This window comes from Rhizobium sp. NLR16a, assembly GCF_017948245.1.
Lineage (GTDB): Bacteria > Pseudomonadota > Alphaproteobacteria > Rhizobiales > Rhizobiaceae > Rhizobium.
On record NZ_CP072867.1, the window covers coordinates 329,638 to 349,369 of the forward strand.

General features: G+C 61.0%; 17 protein-coding genes. 10 read left to right on the plus strand and 7 right to left on the minus strand.

Annotation, left to right across the window (positions count from 1 at the left end):
- The first annotated feature begins 575 nt into the window (after positions 1-575).
- The 9 genes from J7U39_RS23800 (at position 576) to ligD (J7U39_RS23840) (ending at position 9,869) form a co-directional block, all read left to right on the plus strand.
- Positions 576-1,298 carry a FadR/GntR family transcriptional regulator gene (locus tag J7U39_RS23800; protein WP_210632269.1) on the plus strand — a complete coding sequence of 241 codons (723 nt, stop codon included), beginning with the start codon at positions 576-578 and terminating at the stop codon, positions 1,296-1,298.
- Positions 1,295-2,461 (plus strand): PLP-dependent transferase, encoded by a 1,167-nt coding sequence (locus tag J7U39_RS23805; RefSeq protein ID WP_210632270.1) that lies wholly within the window; start codon positions 1,295-1,297, stop codon positions 2,459-2,461. The genes J7U39_RS23800 and J7U39_RS23805 overlap by 4 nt, the downstream gene beginning before the upstream one ends.
- A gap of 52 nt (positions 2,462-2,513) precedes the next feature.
- Entirely contained in the window at positions 2,514-3,773 is a 1,260-nt protein-coding gene (locus tag J7U39_RS23810; protein ID WP_210632271.1) for a sugar ABC transporter substrate-binding protein, read from the plus strand.
- A gap of 248 nt (positions 3,774-4,021) precedes the next feature.
- Positions 4,022-4,957 (plus strand): sugar ABC transporter permease, encoded by a 936-nt coding sequence (locus tag J7U39_RS23815; RefSeq protein ID WP_085781048.1) that lies wholly within the window; start codon positions 4,022-4,024, stop codon positions 4,955-4,957.
- A 4-nt stretch (positions 4,958-4,961) separates the two neighbouring features.
- The gene (locus J7U39_RS23820) at positions 4,962-5,792 is read left to right on the plus strand and encodes a carbohydrate ABC transporter permease (protein ID WP_210632272.1); all 831 of its coding nucleotides are present in this window, start codon (positions 4,962-4,964) and stop codon (positions 5,790-5,792) included.
- A gap of 5 nt (positions 5,793-5,797) precedes the next feature.
- Positions 5,798-6,856, plus strand: a complete 1,059-nt coding sequence (gene ugpC / locus J7U39_RS23825) for a sn-glycerol-3-phosphate ABC transporter ATP-binding protein UgpC (protein ID WP_210632273.1) — start codon at positions 5,798-5,800, stop codon at positions 6,854-6,856.
- Positions 6,857-7,073: 217 nt separating this feature from the next.
- Positions 7,074-7,973 (plus strand): Ku protein, encoded by a 900-nt coding sequence (locus J7U39_RS23830; RefSeq protein ID WP_210632274.1) that lies wholly within the window; start codon positions 7,074-7,076, stop codon positions 7,971-7,973.
- Positions 7,974-7,985: 12 nt separating this feature from the next.
- Positions 7,986-8,804, plus strand: a complete 819-nt coding sequence (locus J7U39_RS23835; RefSeq protein ID WP_210632275.1) for a Ku protein — start codon at positions 7,986-7,988, stop codon at positions 8,802-8,804.
- A gap of 3 nt (positions 8,805-8,807) precedes the next feature.
- Positions 8,808-9,869, plus strand: coding sequence for a non-homologous end-joining DNA ligase (gene ligD, locus J7U39_RS23840; protein ID WP_210632276.1), 1,062 nt, complete (start codon positions 8,808-8,810; stop codon positions 9,867-9,869).
- A gap of 22 nt (positions 9,870-9,891) precedes the next feature.
- Here the strand turns inward: ligD (J7U39_RS23840) and ligD (J7U39_RS23845) are convergent, their stop codons facing one another.
- Positions 9,892-12,537 carry a DNA ligase D gene (gene ligD / locus J7U39_RS23845; protein WP_210632277.1) on the minus strand — a complete coding sequence of 882 codons (2,646 nt, stop codon included), beginning with the start codon at positions 12,535-12,537 and terminating at the stop codon, positions 9,892-9,894.
- 329 nt (positions 12,538-12,866) lie between these two features.
- Positions 12,867-13,181 (minus strand): DUF982 domain-containing protein, encoded by a 315-nt coding sequence (locus tag J7U39_RS23850; RefSeq protein WP_210632278.1) that lies wholly within the window; start codon positions 13,179-13,181, stop codon positions 12,867-12,869.
- Positions 13,182-13,408: 227 nt separating this feature from the next.
- On the opposite strand from J7U39_RS23850, the gene pepT reads away from it, so the two are divergent.
- Complete coding sequence (gene pepT / locus J7U39_RS23855; protein WP_210632279.1) at positions 13,409-14,641, plus strand: peptidase T; 1,233 nt, start codon at positions 13,409-13,411, stop codon at positions 14,639-14,641.
- Between the two features lie 30 nt (positions 14,642-14,671).
- On the opposite strand, the gene J7U39_RS23860 is transcribed toward pepT, so the two are convergent.
- From J7U39_RS23860 to J7U39_RS23880, 5 genes are all read right to left on the minus strand, one after another.
- Entirely contained in the window at positions 14,672-15,493 is an 822-nt protein-coding gene (locus J7U39_RS23860; RefSeq protein ID WP_210632280.1) for a cell wall hydrolase, read from the minus strand.
- A gap of 231 nt (positions 15,494-15,724) precedes the next feature.
- Positions 15,725-16,765, minus strand: a complete 1,041-nt coding sequence (locus tag J7U39_RS23865; protein ID WP_210632281.1) for a sulfate/molybdate ABC transporter ATP-binding protein — start codon at positions 16,763-16,765, stop codon at positions 15,725-15,727.
- 10 nt (positions 16,766-16,775) lie between these two features.
- Complete coding sequence (gene cysW, locus J7U39_RS23870) at positions 16,776-17,648, minus strand: sulfate ABC transporter permease subunit CysW (RefSeq protein ID WP_210632282.1); 873 nt, start codon at positions 17,646-17,648, stop codon at positions 16,776-16,778.
- A complete protein-coding gene (cysT, locus tag J7U39_RS23875) occupies positions 17,638-18,495 on the minus strand; it encodes a sulfate ABC transporter permease subunit CysT (RefSeq protein ID WP_210632283.1) in 858 nt (285 codons plus the stop codon). The genes cysW and cysT overlap by 11 nt, the downstream gene beginning before the upstream one ends.
- Before the next feature lie 8 nt (positions 18,496-18,503).
- Positions 18,504-19,529 (minus strand): sulfate ABC transporter substrate-binding protein, encoded by a 1,026-nt coding sequence (locus J7U39_RS23880; protein WP_210632284.1) that lies wholly within the window; start codon positions 19,527-19,529, stop codon positions 18,504-18,506.
- Positions 19,530-19,732: the final 203 nt, after the last annotated feature.

Genomic DNA, 19,732 nt, shown 5'->3' on the forward strand with positions numbered 1-19,732 from the left:
GTAAGCCCCGGGCGAGCCGGAAGGCTTACGTGATCACGAGACGGAGAAGCGAAAGCCGAATTGACAATTCATCAGGCGTCCATGATCGCTCGATATGGATGTCAAGGTTTTGCGCTATCCTTTGCTCCAGGATGCTTTCAAAGCCGAAGAGGGCTGGGTCGGATCTGCATTCATCCGTCCGTGCCTGTCGCCGACGGAGAGTGCTCCGTACTTCGCAGCGTTCGTTGCGACTTCGTGAAACAGGAGCGCGAGATTGTGAAAATCGCGGTTCGGGCAGGTCGCAGGCGCCGACGCTTTAGGCGCTCCCGGTGACGGGGCAATCCTTGCCAAGGTCCTGTTATAATGTGCTTGGCCAAATCAGCTGAGTTTTAATTCAAGGTGCCTTTCAGGAGGCTGCCCTGGTACGTGGTGACCTACCGACGCAAAATGGCAAACCGTAGAACCGCTTCTGCCCAGGGAGCGACGCAGCAAGATCGGCCTTATTATAAAGAAGCTTGACGTCTTGCCCCGTTTGCGAAATGCTAAGATGTCAGACCAATTCAGATCTGGCTGCCTGATAGAAAAAATGGGGAACCATGAAGGCAAATCGTAGCGACAGGCCGGTGATCCGGCCGCTTCCCGTCATGGACCGGGCGCGTCAGGTGACCGATGCGCTGGCGGATTATGTGGAGGAAGCGCGGTTGCAGGCGGGTGATCGGCTGCCGGCCGAGCGGGAGCTGATGGCGGCCCTTGCCGTTGGCCGTTCGACCATTCGCGAGGCGATCCGGCATTTTCAGGCGCTCGGCGTTATCGAGACACGCAAGGGCAGCGGCACCTATCTCTTGAAGCCGGTTTCCCGGGCGACGATCCATATGCCGCTGTCTTTCGACGCGGCGCATCTGCGCGATGCGCTGCTGCAGACGCTGGAGGTTCGCCGCGGCATCGAATGCGAGGCGGGCATGGTCGCCGCCCGGCGGCGCACGACAAGAGACCTCGTCGTCATCGAGGAGAAGCTCAACGAGATGGAGCGGGTGCACCTGGAGAAGGGCACATCCGGGCCGGAGGATCTCGCCTTCCATCTCGCCGTCTACGACGCCACCCACAACCCGCTGTTTCGCCAGCTTCTCGAGCAGATGCGCGAGACATTCGAGCGCTTCTGGGAGCATCCGTTCGACCGGCAGGATTTCGCTCGCCGGTCCTTTCCCTTTCACCGCACGCTTTTTAACGCGATCGCCGCTCGGGATGCCGAGGCGGCGCGGGCGGAGACATTGAAAATTCTCGATATCGTCGAGGAAGACATCAAGGAAATGTCCAAATGAGCAACGGCGCAGACCCGTTCGATCTTGCTTCCCTTATCACCGCCCACGACGACGGCAACTTCGCCGACGCCGTCGTGCCGCCGATCTTCCAGACCTCGCTTTTCACCTTTTCCGATTATGACGAAATGATCACCGTCTATCGCGGCGAGAAGGTGCGGCCGACCTATACGCGCGGGCTGAACCCGACGGTGCGCGCCTTCGAGGAAATGCTGGCCAAGCTCGAAGGTGCGGAGGATGCGCTGGGTTTTGCGAGCGGCATGGCGGCGATCTCGTCGGCGGTGCTGAGCTTTGTCGAGCCGGGCGACCGCATCGTCGCCGTCCGGCATGTTTATCCCGATGCCTTCCGCCTGTTCGGCACCATCCTGACGCGGATGAAGATCGAGGTGACCTATGTCGACGGCCGCGACGAGGAGGCGGTGGCGAAGGCGCTGCCCGGTGCCAAGCTCCTCTACCTGGAAAGCCCGACGAGCTGGGTCATGGAGGTGCATGACGTCGGGGCGCTCGCAGCCCTTGCCAAGCGACACGGCGTCGTCTCGATGATCGACAACAGCTGGGCGAGCCCGTTCTTCCAGCGGCCTCTGACGCTCGGCGTCGATCTCGTCATCCATTCCGCCTCCAAATATCTTGGCGGCCACAGCGACGTGGTGGCGGGCGTCATCGCCGGCTCGAAGGCGATGATTGCGCGCGTCAAGGCCGAGGCCTATCCTTATCTCGGCGGCAAGCTTTCGCCCTTCGACGCCTGGCTGTTGATCCGCGGCCTGCGCACGCTGCCGCTGCGGATGAAGGCTCATGAAGCCTCCGCCCTGGAGATCGCCAGACGGCTGCAGAAGCTCGATGTGGTGGAGACGGTCTGCCACCCCGGGCTTGCCAACCGTCTGCCCGCCGGGCTCCACGGCACGTCGGGCCTGTTTTCGTTCATTTTCCGAGAAGGCGTCGATATCCGCGCCTTCGCCGATCGCCTCAAGCTCTTCAAACTGGGAGTGAGCTGGGGTGGGCATGAAAGCCTGATCGTACCGGGCGAGGTGGTGCTTCAGCAGAAGGCACAGCCGAATTCCGCGCAAACTTTTGGAATTCATGCGCGATCCGTACGCCTCCATGTCGGCCTCGAAGGAACCGAGGCCCTGTGGAGGGACATCGAGGAGGCGCTCGCCGCCGCCTCATAATCCTGAAACCAGAGAGAACCTGACAAGAGAGACCTATAAGGGGGAACTGAGCATGAAAAAGCTGATAATCTCGACACTCTTTGCTTCGATGATGGCGGGTACGGCGTTCGCCGATACGACGCTGAAGTTGGTCGAAGTCATCACCAGCCCGGAGCGCACAGAAACGCTGAAATCGATCGTCGGCAAGTTCGAGGCCGCCAATCCCGGCACCAAGGTCGACATCATCTCGCTGCCCTGGAACGAAGCCTTCCAGAAATTCGCCACCATGGTGTCAGCCGGTGACGTGCCCGATGTGATGGAGATGCCCGATACCTGGCTGTCGCTTTATGCCAATAACGGCATGCTCGAAAGCCTTGAGCCCTATCTCGAAAAATGGGAGCACACCAAGGAGCTGACGCCGCGCGCGCTCGAGCTCGGCCGCGACGTCAAGAATACTGCCTACATGCTGCCCTACGGCTTCTATCTCAGGGCGATGTTCTACAACAAGAAGCTGCTTTCGGAGGCTGGTGTCGCCGCGCCGCCGAAGACGCTGGACGAGTTTACTGCCGCGTCCGAAAAGGTCTCCAAGCTGCCGGGCAAATATGGCTACTGCATGCGCGGCGGCCCGGGCGGCCTCAATGGCTGGATGATCTTCGCCGCCACGATGGCGGGCGACAACAAGTACTTCAAGGAAGACGGCACCTCGACCATGAACAGCCCCGGCTGGGCAAAGGGCATCGAGTGGATGGTCGATCTCTACAAGAAGGGCTATGCGCCGAAGGACAGCGTCAACTGGGGCTTCAACGAAGTCGTCGCCGGTTTCTATTCCGGCACCTGCGCCTTCCTCGACCAGGATCCGGACGCGCTGATCGCCATCGCCGAACGCATGAAGAAGGAGGATTTCGGCGTTGCGCCGCTGCCGAAGGGGCCTGACGGCAAGTCCTTCCCAACCATCGGCTATGGCGGTTGGTCGATGTTTTCGACGAGCGCCAACAAGGATCTCTCCTGGAAGCTGATCGCCACACTCGAAGGGCCGGAAGGCAATATCGAGTGGAACAAGCGCATCGGCGCCCTGCCGGCCTATACCGCGGCCGAAAAGGATCCCTTCTATGCCGGTGACCAGTTCAAGGGCTGGTTCGAGGAACTGGCGGATCCGAACACCGTGCCGACCGTCATGCCGACCTATCTGGAAGAGTTCGCCTTCTTCAAGGATTCGCTGGCGATCAAGACCTCGCAGCAGGCCTTGCTCGGCGACATCTCGGCGAAGGATCTGGCGGATCAGTGGGCGGATTATCTGACCAAGGCGCAGCAGAAGTTCCTGAGCAAGAAGTAGTGAAAAAAGGGGGCTTCGAGCTGGGGGCCCCCTCATCCGCCTGCCGGCACCTATGGCTGGGTCGAGCCACTGGTCTCGACCCGTCCTTCGGACCCCCGCTGGGGAGAAGAGACTCGTGGCGGCGCCTCATTCCCCTTCTCCCCAGCGGGGAGAAGGTGGCCCGAAGGGTCGGATGAGGGGGCTCCGGTCTCTTCGTTCAGAAGCGTCACAAATTCCCAACCGGGTAAGACAATGGAAACCGCAATCCGATGACCATTTCCGCCGATATGCTCGACATGCGTCGCGACCGCAGGCCGTGGCTGCGTCGTCTTGCCGATGCTTCGGAGCCCTATCTCTACAGCGCGCCGTCGCTGATCCTGATCATTGCGGTGATGCTGGTGCCGCTGACGCTCGGGCTGTCCTATGCCTTCCGCGATATCCAGCTGCTCAATCCCTTTTCCGGCGGCTTCATCGGGCTCGAGCATTTCCGCGAGTTGTCGAGCGACGCGGCCTTTTACGGCGCGCTGAGGAACACGCTGTGGTGGACCGGCGCCTCCGTCGTCTTGCAATTCATCTTCGGCCTCATTCTGGCGTTGCTGCTCGACAAGCCGTTCCCGGGCCGGGCGATCGCACAGGCGCTGGTTTTCCTGCCCTGGGCGGTGCCGTCCTTTCTCGCCGGTCTCAACTGGGCCTGGCTGTTCAATCCGGTCATCGGGCCGATCCCGCACTGGCTCTTCGCACTCGGGCTGATGCATGAGCCGGGCAACATTCTCTCCGATCCCGATCATGCGATGTGGGGGCCGATCGTCGCCAATGTCTGGTGGGGAATTCCCTTCTTTGCCATCACCCTGCTTGCGGCGCTGCAGGCGATTCCGCGCGATCTCTACGAGGCCGCCTCGATCGATGGTGCCGGCTGGTTTCAGCGTTTCCGCTCGATCACCCTGCCGTTTCTGGCGCCGACGATCGCCATCACCGTGCTGCTCCGCACCGTCTGGATTTCCAACTTCGCCGATCTCATCGTCGTCATGACCAATGGCGGCCCGGCCGACCGGACGCAGATCGTCGCGAGTTATATCTTCACCACGGCCTTCAAGCGGCTCGATTTCGGTTATGCCTCGGCGATTGCACTGGTGCTGCTGGCGCTGCTGCTCGCCTATTCGATGCTGATCATCCTGCTGCGGCAGACGCTGTTGAACAAGGATTGAGACCATGAAACGATCAATCCTTCCCACCATCGCGCATCGCTTAGCGATCCTCTGCTACATCGCCTTCGCGCTCTTCCCGCTGTTCTGGCTGCTCAAGGTCTCGGTGACGCCGAACGATCTGCTCTATACGGAAGGCGTGCGCATGTGGCCGTCGCGCACGAGCTGGGATCATTATGCCTTCGTGCTGCAGCACAGTGCCTTTCCCACCTTCTTCAAGAACAGCCTGATCGTCTCGGCCTCGACGGCGGTGACGGTGACGATCTGCGCCTCGCTCTCGGGCTACGCGCTGTCGCGCTTCAATTTCCGCGCAAAATACTGGATCGTCGCGCTGATGCTGCTGACCCAGATGTTTCCGCTCGTCATGCTGGTCGCGCCGATCTTCAAGATCCTGTCGCCCCTGCATCTGACCAACAGCCTGACCGGGCTCGTCATTGTCTACTCCGCCTTCAACGTGCCCTTCGCCACCTTCCTGATGCAGTCCTTCTTCGACGGCATCCCCAAGGATCTCGAAGAGGCGGCGATGATCGACGGGGCGACGCAGTTCACGGCCTTCCGCCAGATCATCCTGCCCCTGACGCTGCCAGGCATCGCCGCGACGCTCGGCTTCGTCTTCACCGCCGCCTGGAGCGAACTGCTGTTTGCGCTGATGCTGATCAACGGCAATGATGCGGCGACCTTCCCTGTGGGACTTCTAACCTTCGTTTCGAAATTCTCGGTGGATTTCGGGCAGATGATGGCGGCGGGCGTCATGGCGCTCATTCCGGCCGGCCTCTTCTTCCTGCTCATCCAACGATATCTCGTCCAGGGCCTGACGGCCGGCGCGGTCAAGGGTTAAACAGAATGGCATCGATCGATATCCAGAATATCCGCAAAGCCTATGGCCACGTGCAGGTGCTGCACGGCGTCGACCTCGAGATCAGAGATGGCGAATTCGTCGTGCTCGTCGGTCCCTCCGGCTGCGGCAAGTCCACGCTGTTGCGGATGATCGCCGGGCTGGAGGACGTCACATCGGGTGAGATCCGTATTGCGGGCGCCCGTGTGAACGAACTGCATCCCAAGGACCGCGACATCGCCATGGTGTTCCAGTCCTATGCGCTCTATCCGCACATGAACGTCGCCGGCAATATGAGCTACAGCCTCAGGCTGCGGAAGACCGCCAAGGAGAAGATCACCAGCGCGGTGGCGGCGGCCGCCGCCAAGCTCGGTCTCGATCCGCTGCTCGAACGGCGGCCGAAGGCGCTCTCCGGCGGTCAGCGCCAGCGTGTCGCGATGGGCCGCGCCATCGTGCGCCAGCCGAAGGCCTTCCTGTTCGACGAACCACTGTCCAATCTGGATGCGCGGTTGCGCGAACAGATGCGCGCCGAAATCAAGAAGCTGCATGGCGAGTTGAAGGCAACCTCGATTTATGTCACCCATGACCAGATCGAGGCGATGACGCTCGCCGACCGGATCGTCGCCATGCACGGCGGCGTGGTGCAGCAGGTCGGCAGTCCGCTCGAACTCTACGATCGCCCCGCCAACCTCTTCGTCGCCGGTTTCATCGGTTCGCCGGGGATGAATTTCCTCGACGCCACCTATGAAGCAGGCGGCGTCAAGCTGAAGGATGGGACGATCGTGCCGCTGGCAAGGCCGCTGCCGCTTGCAGACGGCGCGAAGGTGATGCTCGGCATCCGGCCGGAGCATGTGCTGATGACGAGTGACGGGACGGGGCTTGGCACCGATGTGGAGCTCGTCGAACCCACCGGCTTCGGCATTATCCTGCACCTCACCCTCCATGGCCTGCCCTTCAAGATCTTCACTCTGGACCGCGAAGCGTTGAAGGCGGGGCCGAAGGTCAATGTCGCCTTCCCGCCCCAATATCTGCATGTGTTCGACGGCGAGGGACAACGCATCGATTGAGCAGCCGAGCTCCTCAGGCGTCCCTATCTGCTGGTTGCTGTCATTGTAAAAAGCACCCCGAGAGAAAAAGATCGATCAGATTCAACGGGATGAGCGAGACTCGGAAAACGCGTGGATGATTCTTGCTAAGCTATTGAAATTTGATTCGTTTTGATTCGGAACCAATCGTAAAGTGATTCGGTTGACTCGCACTGGTTGCGGCAGGAGCGCGTGCGAAATGGTTGCCCCGAGAGCGAATTGGAAAGGCTTCATCAAGTTCGGGGAGGTGGCCTTCCCCGTGGCCCTTTACACCGCCGCCTCCACATCCGAGCGGATCGCGTTTCACACACTGAACAGGAAGACCGGCAACCGGGTGCGCCGAGAATTCGTTGACGGCGAGACCGGAGACCCGGTCGAGCGCGAGGACCAGGTCAAGGGTTTTGAGATTGAGGACGGCCGCTATGTCGTGCTCGAGCCCGAGGAAGTCTCGGCCGCCATTCCTGAAAGCGACAAGACGCTGAAGGTGGAGGCGTTCATTCCTTTTGACGAGGTCGACGACGTCTATTTCGACAAGCCTTACTATCTGGCTCCCGACAAGATGGGCAGCGACGCTTTCAAACTCCTGAGGGATGGTATGGAAAAAGCCAAGGTCGCGGCCATTGCCCGAACGGTGCTGTTCCGCCGCCTGCGAACTCTCCTCATCCGCCCCCATGGCAAAGGGCTGGTCGGCTCAACCTTGAACTTCGATTATGAGGTTCGCTCCTCGGAGAAGGCATTCGAGGAGATGCCGGATCTCAAGATCGAAGGCGAGATGCTGGAGCTTGCCAAGCACATCATCAACACCAAGAAGGGCGAGTTCGACCCGAAGCAGTTCGACGACCGATATGAAGCGGCCGTCGGCGAGCTGGTGAAGGCCAAGATCGAAGGCCGCACCCTTCCGAAGAAAAAGGCGCCGCCGGCTCCCAAACCGAGCGACCTGCTACAGGCGCTACGCGAAAGCGCCGGCATGGCGACGCCGGCCAAGGCGAAGCGCACCGCTGCAAATGCCAATGCCGGAAAGAGCAGGCAGAAGGCCGCGCGCGCGTCGACGACGAAACCACGCAGCCCGGCCGGCGCTCACCAGCGCCGCGCCGGGTGATCGGAGGTTTCCATGGCGATCCGGCCTTACTGGAAAGGTTACCTCAAACTGTCGCTCGTCACCTGCCCGGTGCAGATGATGCCGGCCACTTCTGAAAATGAGAAGGTGCGTTTTCACACGCTCAATCGCGCCACCCAGAACCGCGTCGTCAGCCACTATGTCGACGCCGTCACCGGCAAGGACGTGAAAGATGAAGACGAAGTAAAAGCCTATCAGCGCGGTGAGAACGAATATGTCTTGCTTGAGGACGATGAGTTGGAGAACGTTGCGCTTGAAAGCACCAAGACGATCGATATTGAAGTCTTTACGCCGCGCAACACCGTCGAATGGATCTGGCTCGACACGCCCTACTATCTTTCACCCGACGATCCGGTCGGCCAGGAGGCATTCTCGGTGATCCGCGACGCGATGGCCGCCGAGGACATGGTCGGCATCTCGCGGCTGGTGATTGCGCGCCGCGAGCGGGCCGTGATGCTGGAGCCTCGCGGCAAGGGCATCGTCCTTTGGACCCTCCGTTACGGCGACGAGGTGCGCGACGCTGAGAACTATTTCGATAGGGTGGACGATCAGCCGGCGGACAGCCAGATGATGCCGCTGGTCCAGCAGCTCATCAAGAAGCAGACGCAGCACTGGAACCCGAAGATGGCCTCCGACCCGGTGCAGGACAGATTGCTCGAGCTTATCGAAGCCAAGAAGAAACAGATGAAAAAGCCTGTCAAGGCCAAGTCCAAGGGAAGGGAGAAGCCAGAACCGGCTCCCAGCAACGTCATCAACATCATGGAGGCGCTGCGCAAATCCGTCGATGCCGAGAACCGATCCGGCAGGCATTGAGTGATGACCAGACCACGGCGCCCCTCCGCCCCCCTGCTTCGCGATTCCAATTCCGCGATACACTCGCGACCTGTCCGTCGGCGTGATCCCGACCAGCCAAACCTGCCGTTCGATGCAATGCCGTTGAGAGTGGAGCCGTGCCTGGCCTTGCTGAAGCAGACGGTGCCGCAAGGGCCGGATTGGCTTTACGAGGTGAAGTGGGACGGCTACCGATTGGCGGTCCACATCCAGCCAAAGGCTATTCGTATTCTCACCCGCGGCGGCCATGACTGGACCCACCGTTTTCCAAGCATCGCCGCAGCAGCAAAAGAGCTCGGTGTGTCGAGCTGCATTCTCGACGGAGAAGCCGTCGTCCTCGATGAAGAAGGTCGCTCGGACTTCGGAGCCTTGCAGCGCTCGCTCGGCGGCAGGGGCGGCAAGCGGATCTCGACCGAATCCATCTTCTACGCCTTCGATCTGTTGTATCTCGACGGTCACGACCTGACGCGGACGGAACTGTCGGTGCGCCGTCATCTTCTGGAGGATCTGGTCCCTGAGACCGACGACGGCGCCATTCGGTTCTCGCACGAACTGGATCTGGGTGGCGAGGAACTGCTCGAACACGCATGTCATCTGGGCCTCGAAGGCATCATTGCCAAGCGCAGTGACAGCCCTTACCGGAGTGGCCGGCTGGGTGACTGGCAGAAGATCAAGTGCGTTCAGAGCGACAGTTTCATGATCGTCGGTTACGAGGAATCCGCCAGCACGCGCGGCGGGCTCGGCAGTCTTTTGCTTGCAGGCCGAAAGGGCAACGACTGGATTTACGTCGGATCCGTCGGCACGGGGTTCAACCGAACCGAGGCGGAATATTTGCGCAAGACGTTGAACCGCCTCCAGACGAAAAAACCCGTCGTGCCGCTGAAAGGAAAGCGCCTCGTCTTTTCCCAACCGACCTTGATTGCCGAGATCGAGTTTCGCGGCTGGACGCGTGAGGGCAGCCTACGGCACCCCTCATACAAGGGCCTTCGCGAGATCCAGGATAACGCCGCCGTCTTCGATTTGACTGATGCCACTTCAATCAGATGAGTGCCGCGGGCCATCAGCCGTGTCAGGCGGCATGCTTGCCGGTGCGGCCGAGCCTCTTGATCGCTTGCTCCAAGGGACGCTGCCCCTCGCAATAATCCTTCCAGGCGGACGACTTCGACAGCAAAGCAGGCACGGTTCGGATCGTGAACCTTTTGGGGTCGAGGTCTGATTTCACCTGTGCCCACGTCAGAGGCATTGACACCGTCGCCCCTGGGCGGGCCCGAGGGGAGAGTGGTGCCACGGCCGTCGCCATGCGATCATTGCGCAGGTAATCGAGGAAAATGCGACCGCCCCGCAGGCTCTTGGTCATCTTGATCAGGTAGAGATCGGGATTGTTCCGGGCCATCTGCTGGCAGACGTCGTGCGCGAAGCCCTTTGCCTCCGGCCATGACAACGGTTTTCGTTTGTTGACTGCAAGCGGGGTCACGACATGCAAGCCCTTGCCGCCGGTCGTCTTGCAGAAGCTGATCAATCCGAGGTCTTCCAGCCGATCGCGCATTTCGCGGGCAGCGGCAACAACCGTGGAAAAGGGAACGTCGGGCCCGGGATCGAGATCGAATACCAGGCGACCAGGCACTTCCGGTTGGCCGGGTTCGCAGTTCCACGGATGGAGCTCGAGCGCCGCGATCTGGGCGACCGCCGCAAGCCCTTCGATGCGATCGATCTGCAGGTAAGGCTTCTTGTCGCCGAATACCTTCACCAATTCGAGCAGGTTGGATTGCCCCGGCATCGCATGACGCTGGAAGAACTGCTCGCCGCCAATCCCGTCCGGGGCGCGGATGATGGAGCAGGGCCTGCCCTTGAGGTGGCCGATCATCCAGTCGCCGACCGCCTCGTAATAGCGGGCCAATTCCTCCTTTGTCACCGGCTCACCATCATTGGCATCCGGCCACAATGGTTTGTCCGGGCTTGAAATCAGCACACCCATGACATTGGCCTTCTGACCCCCGCGGCGCGTCGATTTTGGTGCGGCCCGCGGAGCCGTCTCCGCAATCTCGGCCTTGGAGGATCTTAACGGTCGCTCCGCCTCGACTTCCCTGGCCGGCTTGTCTTCACGCAAGCCCTTGAAGGCGGCCTGCCGGACGAGACCGTCGGCGGTCCAGCCCTCGAATTCAATCTCGGCGACAAGCTCGGGCTTCACCCATACGACTTCAGCCTGCTTCTTCGGAGCGCCGACACCTGTGAACGGCGACTTCGCCGTCTCCAGCGCCTTCAGTTTCGGAAGCAGCGTTTCGACTTTCTTGGCGCCGTAGCCGGTCCCGACACGGCCGACATAGACAAAATGATCGTCGCTGAAAACGCCGACGAGAAGGGAACGAAACTTGCCGTTGGTCTTGGCATAGGCGCCGATGACTACCTCGTGCCCCGCCCGGCATTTCGACTTCGCCCAGCTCTCCGTTCGACCGGACTGATAGGGGGCATCAGCCTTTTTCGACACAATACCTTCCAGCGATAGCTTGCACGCCGACCTGAGCACGGCGTCGCCGCCGCCTGTAAAATGCTCGACGTAGCGGATGCGAGGATCGTTGCCAGCCTGCGTGAGCAGCTCCTGTAACCGCGTCTTGCGCTCCATGAGGGGCTTGGAGCGGAGATCCTCGCCGCCGTCATAGAGCAGGTCGAAGGCGAAGTAGACGAGGCTGCCGGTCTTGCCTTCCGACAGCGCCGCCTGCAGCGCGGCGAAGTCAGGCACACCGTGCTCATCGAGAGCGCAGATTTCGCCATCGATTATGCAGTCTGGAAGCGCTGACGCCGCTTCAGCGATTTCGGGGTACTTGGCCGTCCAGTCGAGACCTTTCCTGGTTTTCAGCGTCGCTTCGCCGTCGAGCACGCGCATCTGAATGCGGTATCCATCGAACTTGATCTCGTGGATCCAGCCGTTCCCGCCGGGTGGCCGCTCCAGCTTCTCGCAAAGCTGCGGCGCGATGAAATTCGGAAGATCAACCGCCGTTGCGGTGCCGGCGCGCTTTCCGCCTCTCGCCTCCTGCCGCCCCTCGGCGGCCAGTCCGTGATTACTGTCCCAGACGGCGTTAGCCTCGACCTTGGCGCCTTCCACCATGAAGGGTGTCGGTTTGCGCCCCTTGCCGGCTGCGATCATTTCCATGCTGCGGCCCGAGGCCACCGAGGTGACGTTCTCTTCCAGGACGAAAGCACCGTTCTCCTCGACGGAGAACTCGTCATGATGCTTGATCAACAGCCAGTTGGTACGCGTGCTGCGCTCGCGATCGTTGCGCATGCGCACCAGCACGAAGCTCCCGTGCAGGCGCTCGCCTTCGAGTGTGAACTTGAAATCGCCCTTGGAAAGCGCCTGCTCGGGAGTCTTCCTCCCCTCCGGCTCCCAATAGCCGCGATCCCACAGCATGACGGTACCGCCGCCATACTGGCCTTTCGGAATCGTGCCTTCGAAGTCGCCATAATCGAGCGGATGATCTTCGACCTCGACCGCAAGGCGCTTGTCGTGCGGATCGAGCGATGGACCTTTGGTGACAGCCCAGCTCTTGAACACGCCGTCGAGCTCGAGCCGCAGGTCGTAGTGCAGCCGTGTCGCATCGTGCTTCTGAATGACAAACCGGCGGCGATTGCTCTTTTTCACGCGTTGCTCGCCGCTGGGCTCCGCGGTCTTCTGGAAATCGCGTTTGGATCGGTAGTTCGATAGGCTGTCGCTGGCCATGGCTGTTCCCGGACATTCGGTCCACAAACGAAATTGCGCACATCGTTGTTCCAACGCCGCGCGACCGGCCAGATTCCTGAAAGGGAAGGGGCACGGCCACAAATTCAATCGATGCCGGCGGCATTCTTCACCTCGACCGCCTACCCCTCCGCTCGCGTCGCAGAACGCCAAGCGAAGGAGGTTATCCCATGACCACTATAACAGCCCCAGCTGTTTGCGGAAGAATTTCAAATCCGTTCGCTAAACCTGGCTTCTGTGCCAGCGCGGCTCGCATGGGGCCGCGCGGCAGGCATCGCGAGGTCCGATGCGACCTCCCGGTTACGCCGCCTTTAGCGGAGGGCAGCGACACGCGTAGGTCGGGCCGGGCGGCTGGTGGCTTGCACCTGCCAGGGAGCGGCAACTGCCGGCATGCCGGCTTCGAAGCACGCGGCCATGAAGGCCTCCCGTGCAATCAATGGCGCAATAACTCGGTTGAGGGCACCGCGACAGGTCTTGACCGCACGCTGATAGCGTTCACCATGGGCCAGTGGCCATTCGTTTTCCAGGAAATCCAAGGCATCATAGACGCCGGTAAATGTTCGTTCCAGACCGCACTGCAGCCGGACCGTCACTGGACGCGTCCAGAGCACATCGTTCAACGGCATTTTCTTCCTCCTTTCGATGCCAGCTTGCTCCGGCAAAAATATTGGAAGTAGCTGTCGGGTGTTCAAGACCGCAGCGATCAATGGCCGCTTCACACGGCGAGCCGGACCAACCGTGCTCCATTGATGAAGCTGCCGTGGTAACAGCACCATTCGCCGAGTTGAAAAATCTTTTGCCGCATTACCCGGTCGGGCTATATCCTTGGATGATCTCACTGGACTGGATTGATATGACCGACACCGTTCTCGACCGTTTCCTCCGTTATGTCGTAATCGACACCCAATCCGATCCGTCCTCAACGACTCAGCCGACCACCGAGAAGCAGAAGGATCTCGGGCGGGTTCTGGTCGACGAACTGCTCGAGATCGGGCTTTCCGACGCGCATCTCGATGAACACGGCTATGTCTATGCCACCATTCCGGCCAATAGCGACAAGGCTGTGCCGGTCATCTGTTTCTGCTCGCATATGGATACGGCGCCCGATTTCAGCGGCACGGATGTCAAGCCGCAGATCGTCAGGAATTATGCCGGCGGGGATATCCAGCTTGCTGGCGATTCGAGCCGGGTGATCCGTGTCGCCGAGCATCCGGAGCTGAACAACCAGATCGGCAATGACATCGTCACGACCGACGGCACGACATTGCTCGGCGCCGATGACAAGGCGGGACTGGCAGAAATCATGACCGCGGCCCAGACTTTTGTCGACAATCCCGATATGCGGCACGGAACGATCAAGATCCTGTTCACGCCCGACGAGGAAGTTGGTCGCGGCGTCAACAAGGTCGACCTGGAAAAGCTCGGAGCCGACTTCGCTTATACGATGGATGGCGAGACGGTGGGCCACGTCGAGGACGAAACCTTTTCGGCCGACGGCGTCGAGATCAGCATAACAGGCGTGGCGATCCATCCGGGCTTCGCCAAGGACCGTATGGAGAACGCCATCAAGATCGCCGGCGCCATCATCGACCGGCTGCCGAAGGACTTGGCGCCGGAGACGACGGAAGGCAAGCAGGGCTTCATCCATCCGGTCGGTGTGACCGGCTCGATGGAGAAGGCTTCGCTGAGCTTTATCATTCGCGACTTCACTGACGAAGGGCTCCTGCAAAAGGAGGCGATGCTCGAAACCATCGTCAAGCAGGTGATCTCAGCCTATCCGGGCTCGACCTACCATTTCCACGTGACGGAACAATATCGCAACATGAAGACGGTGCTCGACCGCCATCCGGAGATTGTCGCTAACGCGCTTGAGGCCGTGCGCCGTGCCGGCATGGCGCCGGTGCGCGGCAGCATTCGCGGCGGCACGGACGGCTCGCGCCTCTCCTTCATGGGGCTGCCGTGCCCGAACATTTTTGCCGGCGGCCATGCCTTCCACTCACCACTCGAATGGGTGAGCCGTCAGGATATGGAAAAGGCGGTCGCAACGATCGTGGAGCTTGCGAAGATCTGGGAAGAGCGCGCTTAAGGCGCTCTTCCTGCTGTGCGAAATCTAGTTTTAGCCGCCATTTACCGGGATCTCGCCGCGCAGCATCACGCTGTCATAGGCGGGACGGGGCGTGGGGATCGCGATCCGCATTGCCGGCTCGGGCGCGGTTGAGGTTTCCGGTTGGGTCACCGGAGCCGTTATTATCTGCATCGGCGCCGTGCTCGCCGTCGCCATCGGATCGGGCGCCGGCAGAGGAACGGGAACGGCGGAAGGTATCAGCGCCTCGAATTGCGGCGGCAGTATGCTTTCGCCAGGCACATAATTCATCGCTACCTCATAAGACGGCAGCGGCGGCGGCGTTTCGAGCATGCCGTTGGAATCGCGCTTCTCGTAGAAGGCGTTGCCGCCGGCGACCGTCACATAGTGCATGTTGTCGTAGGGGAATTTCAGCCCGTCGGTGTGAAAGAACATCGCATCCTTCACCTGGGGATGGCGCGCACCCTTCAGCAGGATCGCATCGGCCGCGGTGGCAAGTTCCGGTTCGGCCTGCGGCTTGACCTCGCGCGTCATGACCCCGGGCGCAAACTGCCTCGCCTGGGCGACGACACCGCAGATCGATGGGGGGTAGGCGCCTGACGTCAGCCTGTTCATGACGACGGTGCCGACGGCCAGATAGCCATCCTCGTCGGAATGCTGCGATTCGAAATACATCGCACGCTTCAGGCAGTCGCGATCCTTGGCGGTATAATTGAAAGTGACTTTCGCCGCTTGAGCCTGTTTGGTCTTTCCCGGCGTCGTCGCCGGCTTCGGTGTTGTGGTGCAGCCTGCAGCCGCCAGTCCTGCGAGTAAAATCCCGATCAGGGATTTTCCAAAGCAAATCTCCGCCCTCAACGCCAGGTGCCTCCTATGGGATTAGTCCAGCCCTTTATGATTAACGCGCACAATCTTTTACTCGTCATATGACTGAATTACAAACAACCTGAGATCACAAAAGGCCGGGTGGACTCTCGCCATGGGCGATTCCGGCTGATCCCTGCGACCGACTGGTGCATAAATCCGGAGGGTTAACGAATTATTAAGCAAGCGCCGTGCGCGCGCCAGGAAAGACGCGCGCAATCGAGATCAGCTGCGAAACAGCTTCCAGCGAGTCGGCTTGAACGCGACGTGGTTGCGGTCGAGCCTGTCGGCCTCGCTCGGCGGCAGCTCGATTTCGATATTTGGCCGGTCATTGCCGATATCGAGTTCGATATGGCGCGTGCCGGCGACACGGCGGCTGGAGACGGGCTGGCCGGCGATGCAGTTTTCGGCTGTTTCGCACAGCCTGACATCATGCGGGCGGAAGTAGAGCTGCGCCGGTCCATCTGGCTCGCCTTCGGCATTGAGGCCGAGCGAGCGGCCTTCGAAGCGGATGTCGCCGTCCGATATCTCGACCTGCAGGCAGTTGGATTGGCCGATGAAGCCGAAGACGAAGGGCGAATTCGGATAATCGTAGACTTCGTCGGGCGTTCCGACCTGCTCGATCGCGCCCTGGCTCATGACAACGACGCGGTCGGCAAGCTCCAGCGCCTCGTCCTGGTCGTGGGTGACGAAGACGGTGGTGTGGCCGGTACGGTCGTGGATCTGGCGCAGCCATTTGCGCAGGTCCTTGCGCACCTGGGCGTCGAGCGCTCCGAAGGGTTCGTCGAGCAGCAGCACGTTCGGCTCGACGGCCATGGCGCGGGCGAGCGCCACGCGCTGACGCTGGCCGCCGGAAAGCTGGGCGGGATAGCGCTTTTCTAGACCGGAAAGCTGGACGAGTTCGAGCAGTTCCAGCGCCCGCCGGCGGATATCGGCCTTCGCCGGCCGCCGCGAACCTTTTCTGACCCTCAGGCCAAAGGAGACATTGTCGAGCACCGTCATGTAGCGGAAAAGGGCATAATGCTGGAACACGAAGCCGATATTGCGCTGCTGCACCGATTTCTTCGAGGCATCCTCTTCACCGAAGAAGATCTGTCCCTCGGTCGGGCTTTCCAGACCGGCGATCAGACGCAGCAATGTCGTCTTGCCGGAGCCCGAAGGGCCGAGCAGTGCGATCAGCTCGCCGGAGCGGATGTCGAGCGAGACATCGTGGAGCGCCGGAAAACGATCGAATTCCTTGCGGATGTTTTGAACGCGTACTTCCATTCCAGATCCTTCAGTGCCGCCGGCTGGCGGAGATTTCAGCGCTATAGCGCATTTCCAGCAGCGTCTTCAAAACAAGAGTCACGAGCGCGAGCAAGGCCAAAAGCGTGGCGACGGCAAAAGCGCCGGTGAAATTATACTCGTTGTAGAGAATCTCCACCTGTAGCGGCATGGTGTTCGTCTGGCCGCGGATATGGCCGGAGACGACCGACACGGCGCCGAATTCACCCATGGCGCGGGCGTTGCAGAGCAGCACGCCATAAAGCAGACCCCATTTGATGTTCGGCAGCGTCACGTGCCAGAAGGTCTGCCAACCGCTGGCGCCGAGCGAGAGGGCCGCCTCTTCGTCGGCCGTGCCCTGTTCCTGCATCAGCGGGATCAGTTCGCGGGCGACAAAGGGGAAGGTGACGAACATGGTGGCAAGCACCAGTCCAGGCACGGCGAACAGGATCTTGATGTCATTGGCGCTGAGCCAGTGGCCAAGCCAGGTGTTGGCACCGAACAGAAGCACGAAGACCAGGCCCGAAATAACAGGCGAGACCGAAAAGGGCAGGTCGATCAGCGTGGTCAGGACCGCCTTGCCCTTGAATTCGAACTTGGCGATCGCCCAGGCGGCGGCGACCCCGAAGGCGAGGTTCAGCGGTACGCTGATGCCGGCGACGGTCAGCGTCAGGCGGATCGCCGAGAAGGTTTCGGCATCGCCGAGGGCTTCAATAAACGGGCCGCCACCTTTGCGGAAAGCCTCGACGAAGACGGCTGCGAGAGGCAGCAGCAGCATCAGCAGCAGGAAGAGCAGCGAAACGGCGATCAGCGTGTAGCGCGCCATTCTGTGTTCGGTGGTCACCGAACGCAGTTTCGCGGGTTGAAGGGTTGCATCAAGCGCCATAACCGTACCTCCGCCTGCTCCAGCTCTGGATGAGGTTGATGACGAGCAACAAGGCGAACGAGATCACCAGCATGATAGCTGCGATGCCGGTGGCCGCCGCGTAATTGTATTCTTCGAGTTTAATGATGATCAGCAGCGGTGCGATTTCCGATTTGAACGGCAGGTTGCCGGCGATGAAGATGACCGAGCCGTATTCGCCGACGCCGCGGGCAAAGGCGAGCGCGAATCCGGTCAGCACGGCCGGCGCCAGCCCGGGCAGCAGCACGCGGAAAATCGTCTGCAGGCGGTTGGCGCCAAGCGTTGCCGCAGCCTCTTCCACCTCCTTGTCGATTTCCTCCATCACAGGCTGCACGGTGCGCACCACGAAGGGCAGACCGACGAAGATCAGGGCCACGACGATGCCGGCCGGGGTGAAGGCAATCTTGATGCCGAGCGGCGCCAGGAACTGGCCGACCCAGCCGTTCGGCGCGTAGAGCGCCGCCAACGCGATACCGGCAACGGCAGTCGGCAGTGCGAAGGGCAGATCAACCATGGCGTCGATGACGCGCTTGCCGGGGAATCGGTAGCGCACCAGGACCCAGGCAAGGATGATGCCGAAGACGGCGTTGACGATTGCGGCGATGAACGCGCTGCCGAAGCTGATGCGCAGCGCGTTCAGGATGCGCGGATCGAGCGCGATCGACCAGAATTTCTCCCAGCCAAGCGCGCTCGACCGGACGGCAAGGCCGGAGAGCGGGATGAGGATCAGAAGGGTGAGCCAGGTCAAGGTAAGGCCGAGCGCCATTCCGAAACCCGGAATGACGCTCGGCCGTTTGAACCGCCACCGCGTGGGGCTATGTGCTGTCATGAAGTCTATTATTGGGCCGGCTTGTAGATTTGGTCAAATACGCCGCCGTCGCCGAAGAATTTCGGCTGTGCCGTCTTCCAGCCGCCGAAGTCATCGATGGTGGCGAGTGTCAGCTTCGGGAAGCGGGCGATGTCGGCCGGATCGGCAGCTTCCGGCTTCGTCGGACGGTAGAAGTGCTTGGCGGCGATCTTCTGACCTTCATCCGAATAGAGGTAGTTGAGATAGGCTTCGGCGACCTTGCGCGTGCCCTTCTTGTCAACATTGCCGTCGACCACGGCGACCGGCGGGTCTGCGCGGATGGAGAAGCTCGGCGTCACGATTTCGAACTGGTCAGGACCAAGCTCTTCGAGCGAAAGATAGGCTTCGTTTTCCCAGGCGAGCAGCACGTCGCCGAGGCCGCGCTGGACGAAGGTGGTCGTGGCGCCGCGGGCGCCGGTGTCGAGAACAGGAACGTGCTGCAGCAGTTTCGTCACGTATTCCTGCGCCTTGGCGTCGTCACCGCCATTTGCCTGCTTGGCCCATGCCCAGGCGGCCAGGAAGTTCCAACGTGCGCCCCCCGAAGTCTTGGGGTTCGGCGTGATGACCTGCACGTCATCCTTGATCAGATCGCCCCAGTCCTTGATGCCCTTCGGGTTGCCCTTGCGGACCAGGAAGACGATCGTCGAGGTGTAAGGCGTCGAATTGTTGGGGAACTTGCTCTTCCAGTCGGCCGGGATCTTGCCGGTCTTCTTGGCGATGGCGTCGATATCGCCTTCAAGGGCCAGCGTGACAACATCGGCCTCGAGACCGTCGATGACCGAGCGGGCTTGAGCGCCGGAGCCGCCATGCGAGGCCTGGATCGTCACGCTTTCACCCGTATCCTTCTGCCACTTGGCGGCGAAGGCGGCGTTGAAATCCTTGTACAATTCGCGGGTCGGATCGTAGGAAACGTTAAGAAGCGTCTGATCCGCGAAGGCCGGCGCAATGCTGCCGATCGCGAAGCTGCCCGCCATGACCGCGGCCGCGAGGAGCCGGGTGAGTCGTTGTGTCTGCATGGGAACCCTCCTGTTTCTGGCTTAACTCTATCAAGTCAGTCGTATAATGAAACGAAACATCTTCCGGTTCCGGCAGGTCGGATAGAATGTCATTCCATTTGAGGGGCTATTTTGAAATGGACGTCCCGGAGTTGGCCGCGGCCAATCGCGTGGCCGCCGCCATGCCGCAAAACCGTGTTTTTTTGGCCACAGTTCCTCCACAT

Excerpts from the sequence above, each read along its gene's own strand:
- cysW (WP_210632282.1), bottom strand. The coding sequence starts at position 17,648 with ATGGCGCTTGATGCAACCCTTCAACCCGCGAAACTGCGTTCGGTGACC.
- cysT (WP_210632283.1), bottom strand. The coding sequence starts at position 18,495 with ATGACAGCACATAGCCCCACGCGGTGGCGGTTCAAACGGCCGAGCGTC.
- J7U39_RS23865 (WP_210632281.1), bottom strand. The coding sequence starts at position 16,765 with ATGGAAGTACGCGTTCAAAACATCCGCAAGGAATTCGATCGTTTTCCG.
- ligD (WP_210632277.1), bottom strand. The coding sequence starts at position 12,537 with ATGGCCAGCGACAGCCTATCGAACTACCGATCCAAACGCGATTTCCAG.
- J7U39_RS23880 (WP_210632284.1), bottom strand. The coding sequence starts at position 19,529 with ATGCAGACACAACGACTCACCCGGCTCCTCGCGGCCGCGGTCATGGCG.
- J7U39_RS23830 (WP_210632274.1), top strand. The coding sequence starts at position 7,074 with ATGGTTGCCCCGAGAGCGAATTGGAAAGGCTTCATCAAGTTCGGGGAG.
- J7U39_RS23820 (WP_210632272.1), top strand. The coding sequence starts at position 4,962 with ATGAAACGATCAATCCTTCCCACCATCGCGCATCGCTTAGCGATCCTC.
- ligD (WP_210632276.1), top strand. The coding sequence starts at position 8,808 with ATGACCAGACCACGGCGCCCCTCCGCCCCCCTGCTTCGCGATTCCAAT.
- J7U39_RS23810 (WP_210632271.1), top strand. The coding sequence starts at position 2,514 with ATGAAAAAGCTGATAATCTCGACACTCTTTGCTTCGATGATGGCGGGT.
- pepT (WP_210632279.1), top strand. The coding sequence starts at position 13,409 with ATGACCGACACCGTTCTCGACCGTTTCCTCCGTTATGTCGTAATCGAC.
- J7U39_RS23805 (WP_210632270.1), top strand. The coding sequence starts at position 1,295 with ATGAGCAACGGCGCAGACCCGTTCGATCTTGCTTCCCTTATCACCGCC.
- J7U39_RS23835 (WP_210632275.1), top strand. The coding sequence starts at position 7,986 with ATGGCGATCCGGCCTTACTGGAAAGGTTACCTCAAACTGTCGCTCGTC.
- ugpC (WP_210632273.1), top strand. The coding sequence starts at position 5,798 with ATGGCATCGATCGATATCCAGAATATCCGCAAAGCCTATGGCCACGTG.
- J7U39_RS23815 (WP_085781048.1), top strand. The coding sequence starts at position 4,022 with ATGACCATTTCCGCCGATATGCTCGACATGCGTCGCGACCGCAGGCCG.
- J7U39_RS23800 (WP_210632269.1), top strand. The coding sequence starts at position 576 with ATGAAGGCAAATCGTAGCGACAGGCCGGTGATCCGGCCGCTTCCCGTC.
- J7U39_RS23850 (WP_210632278.1), bottom strand. The coding sequence starts at position 13,181 with ATGCCGTTGAACGATGTGCTCTGGACGCGTCCAGTGACGGTCCGGCTG.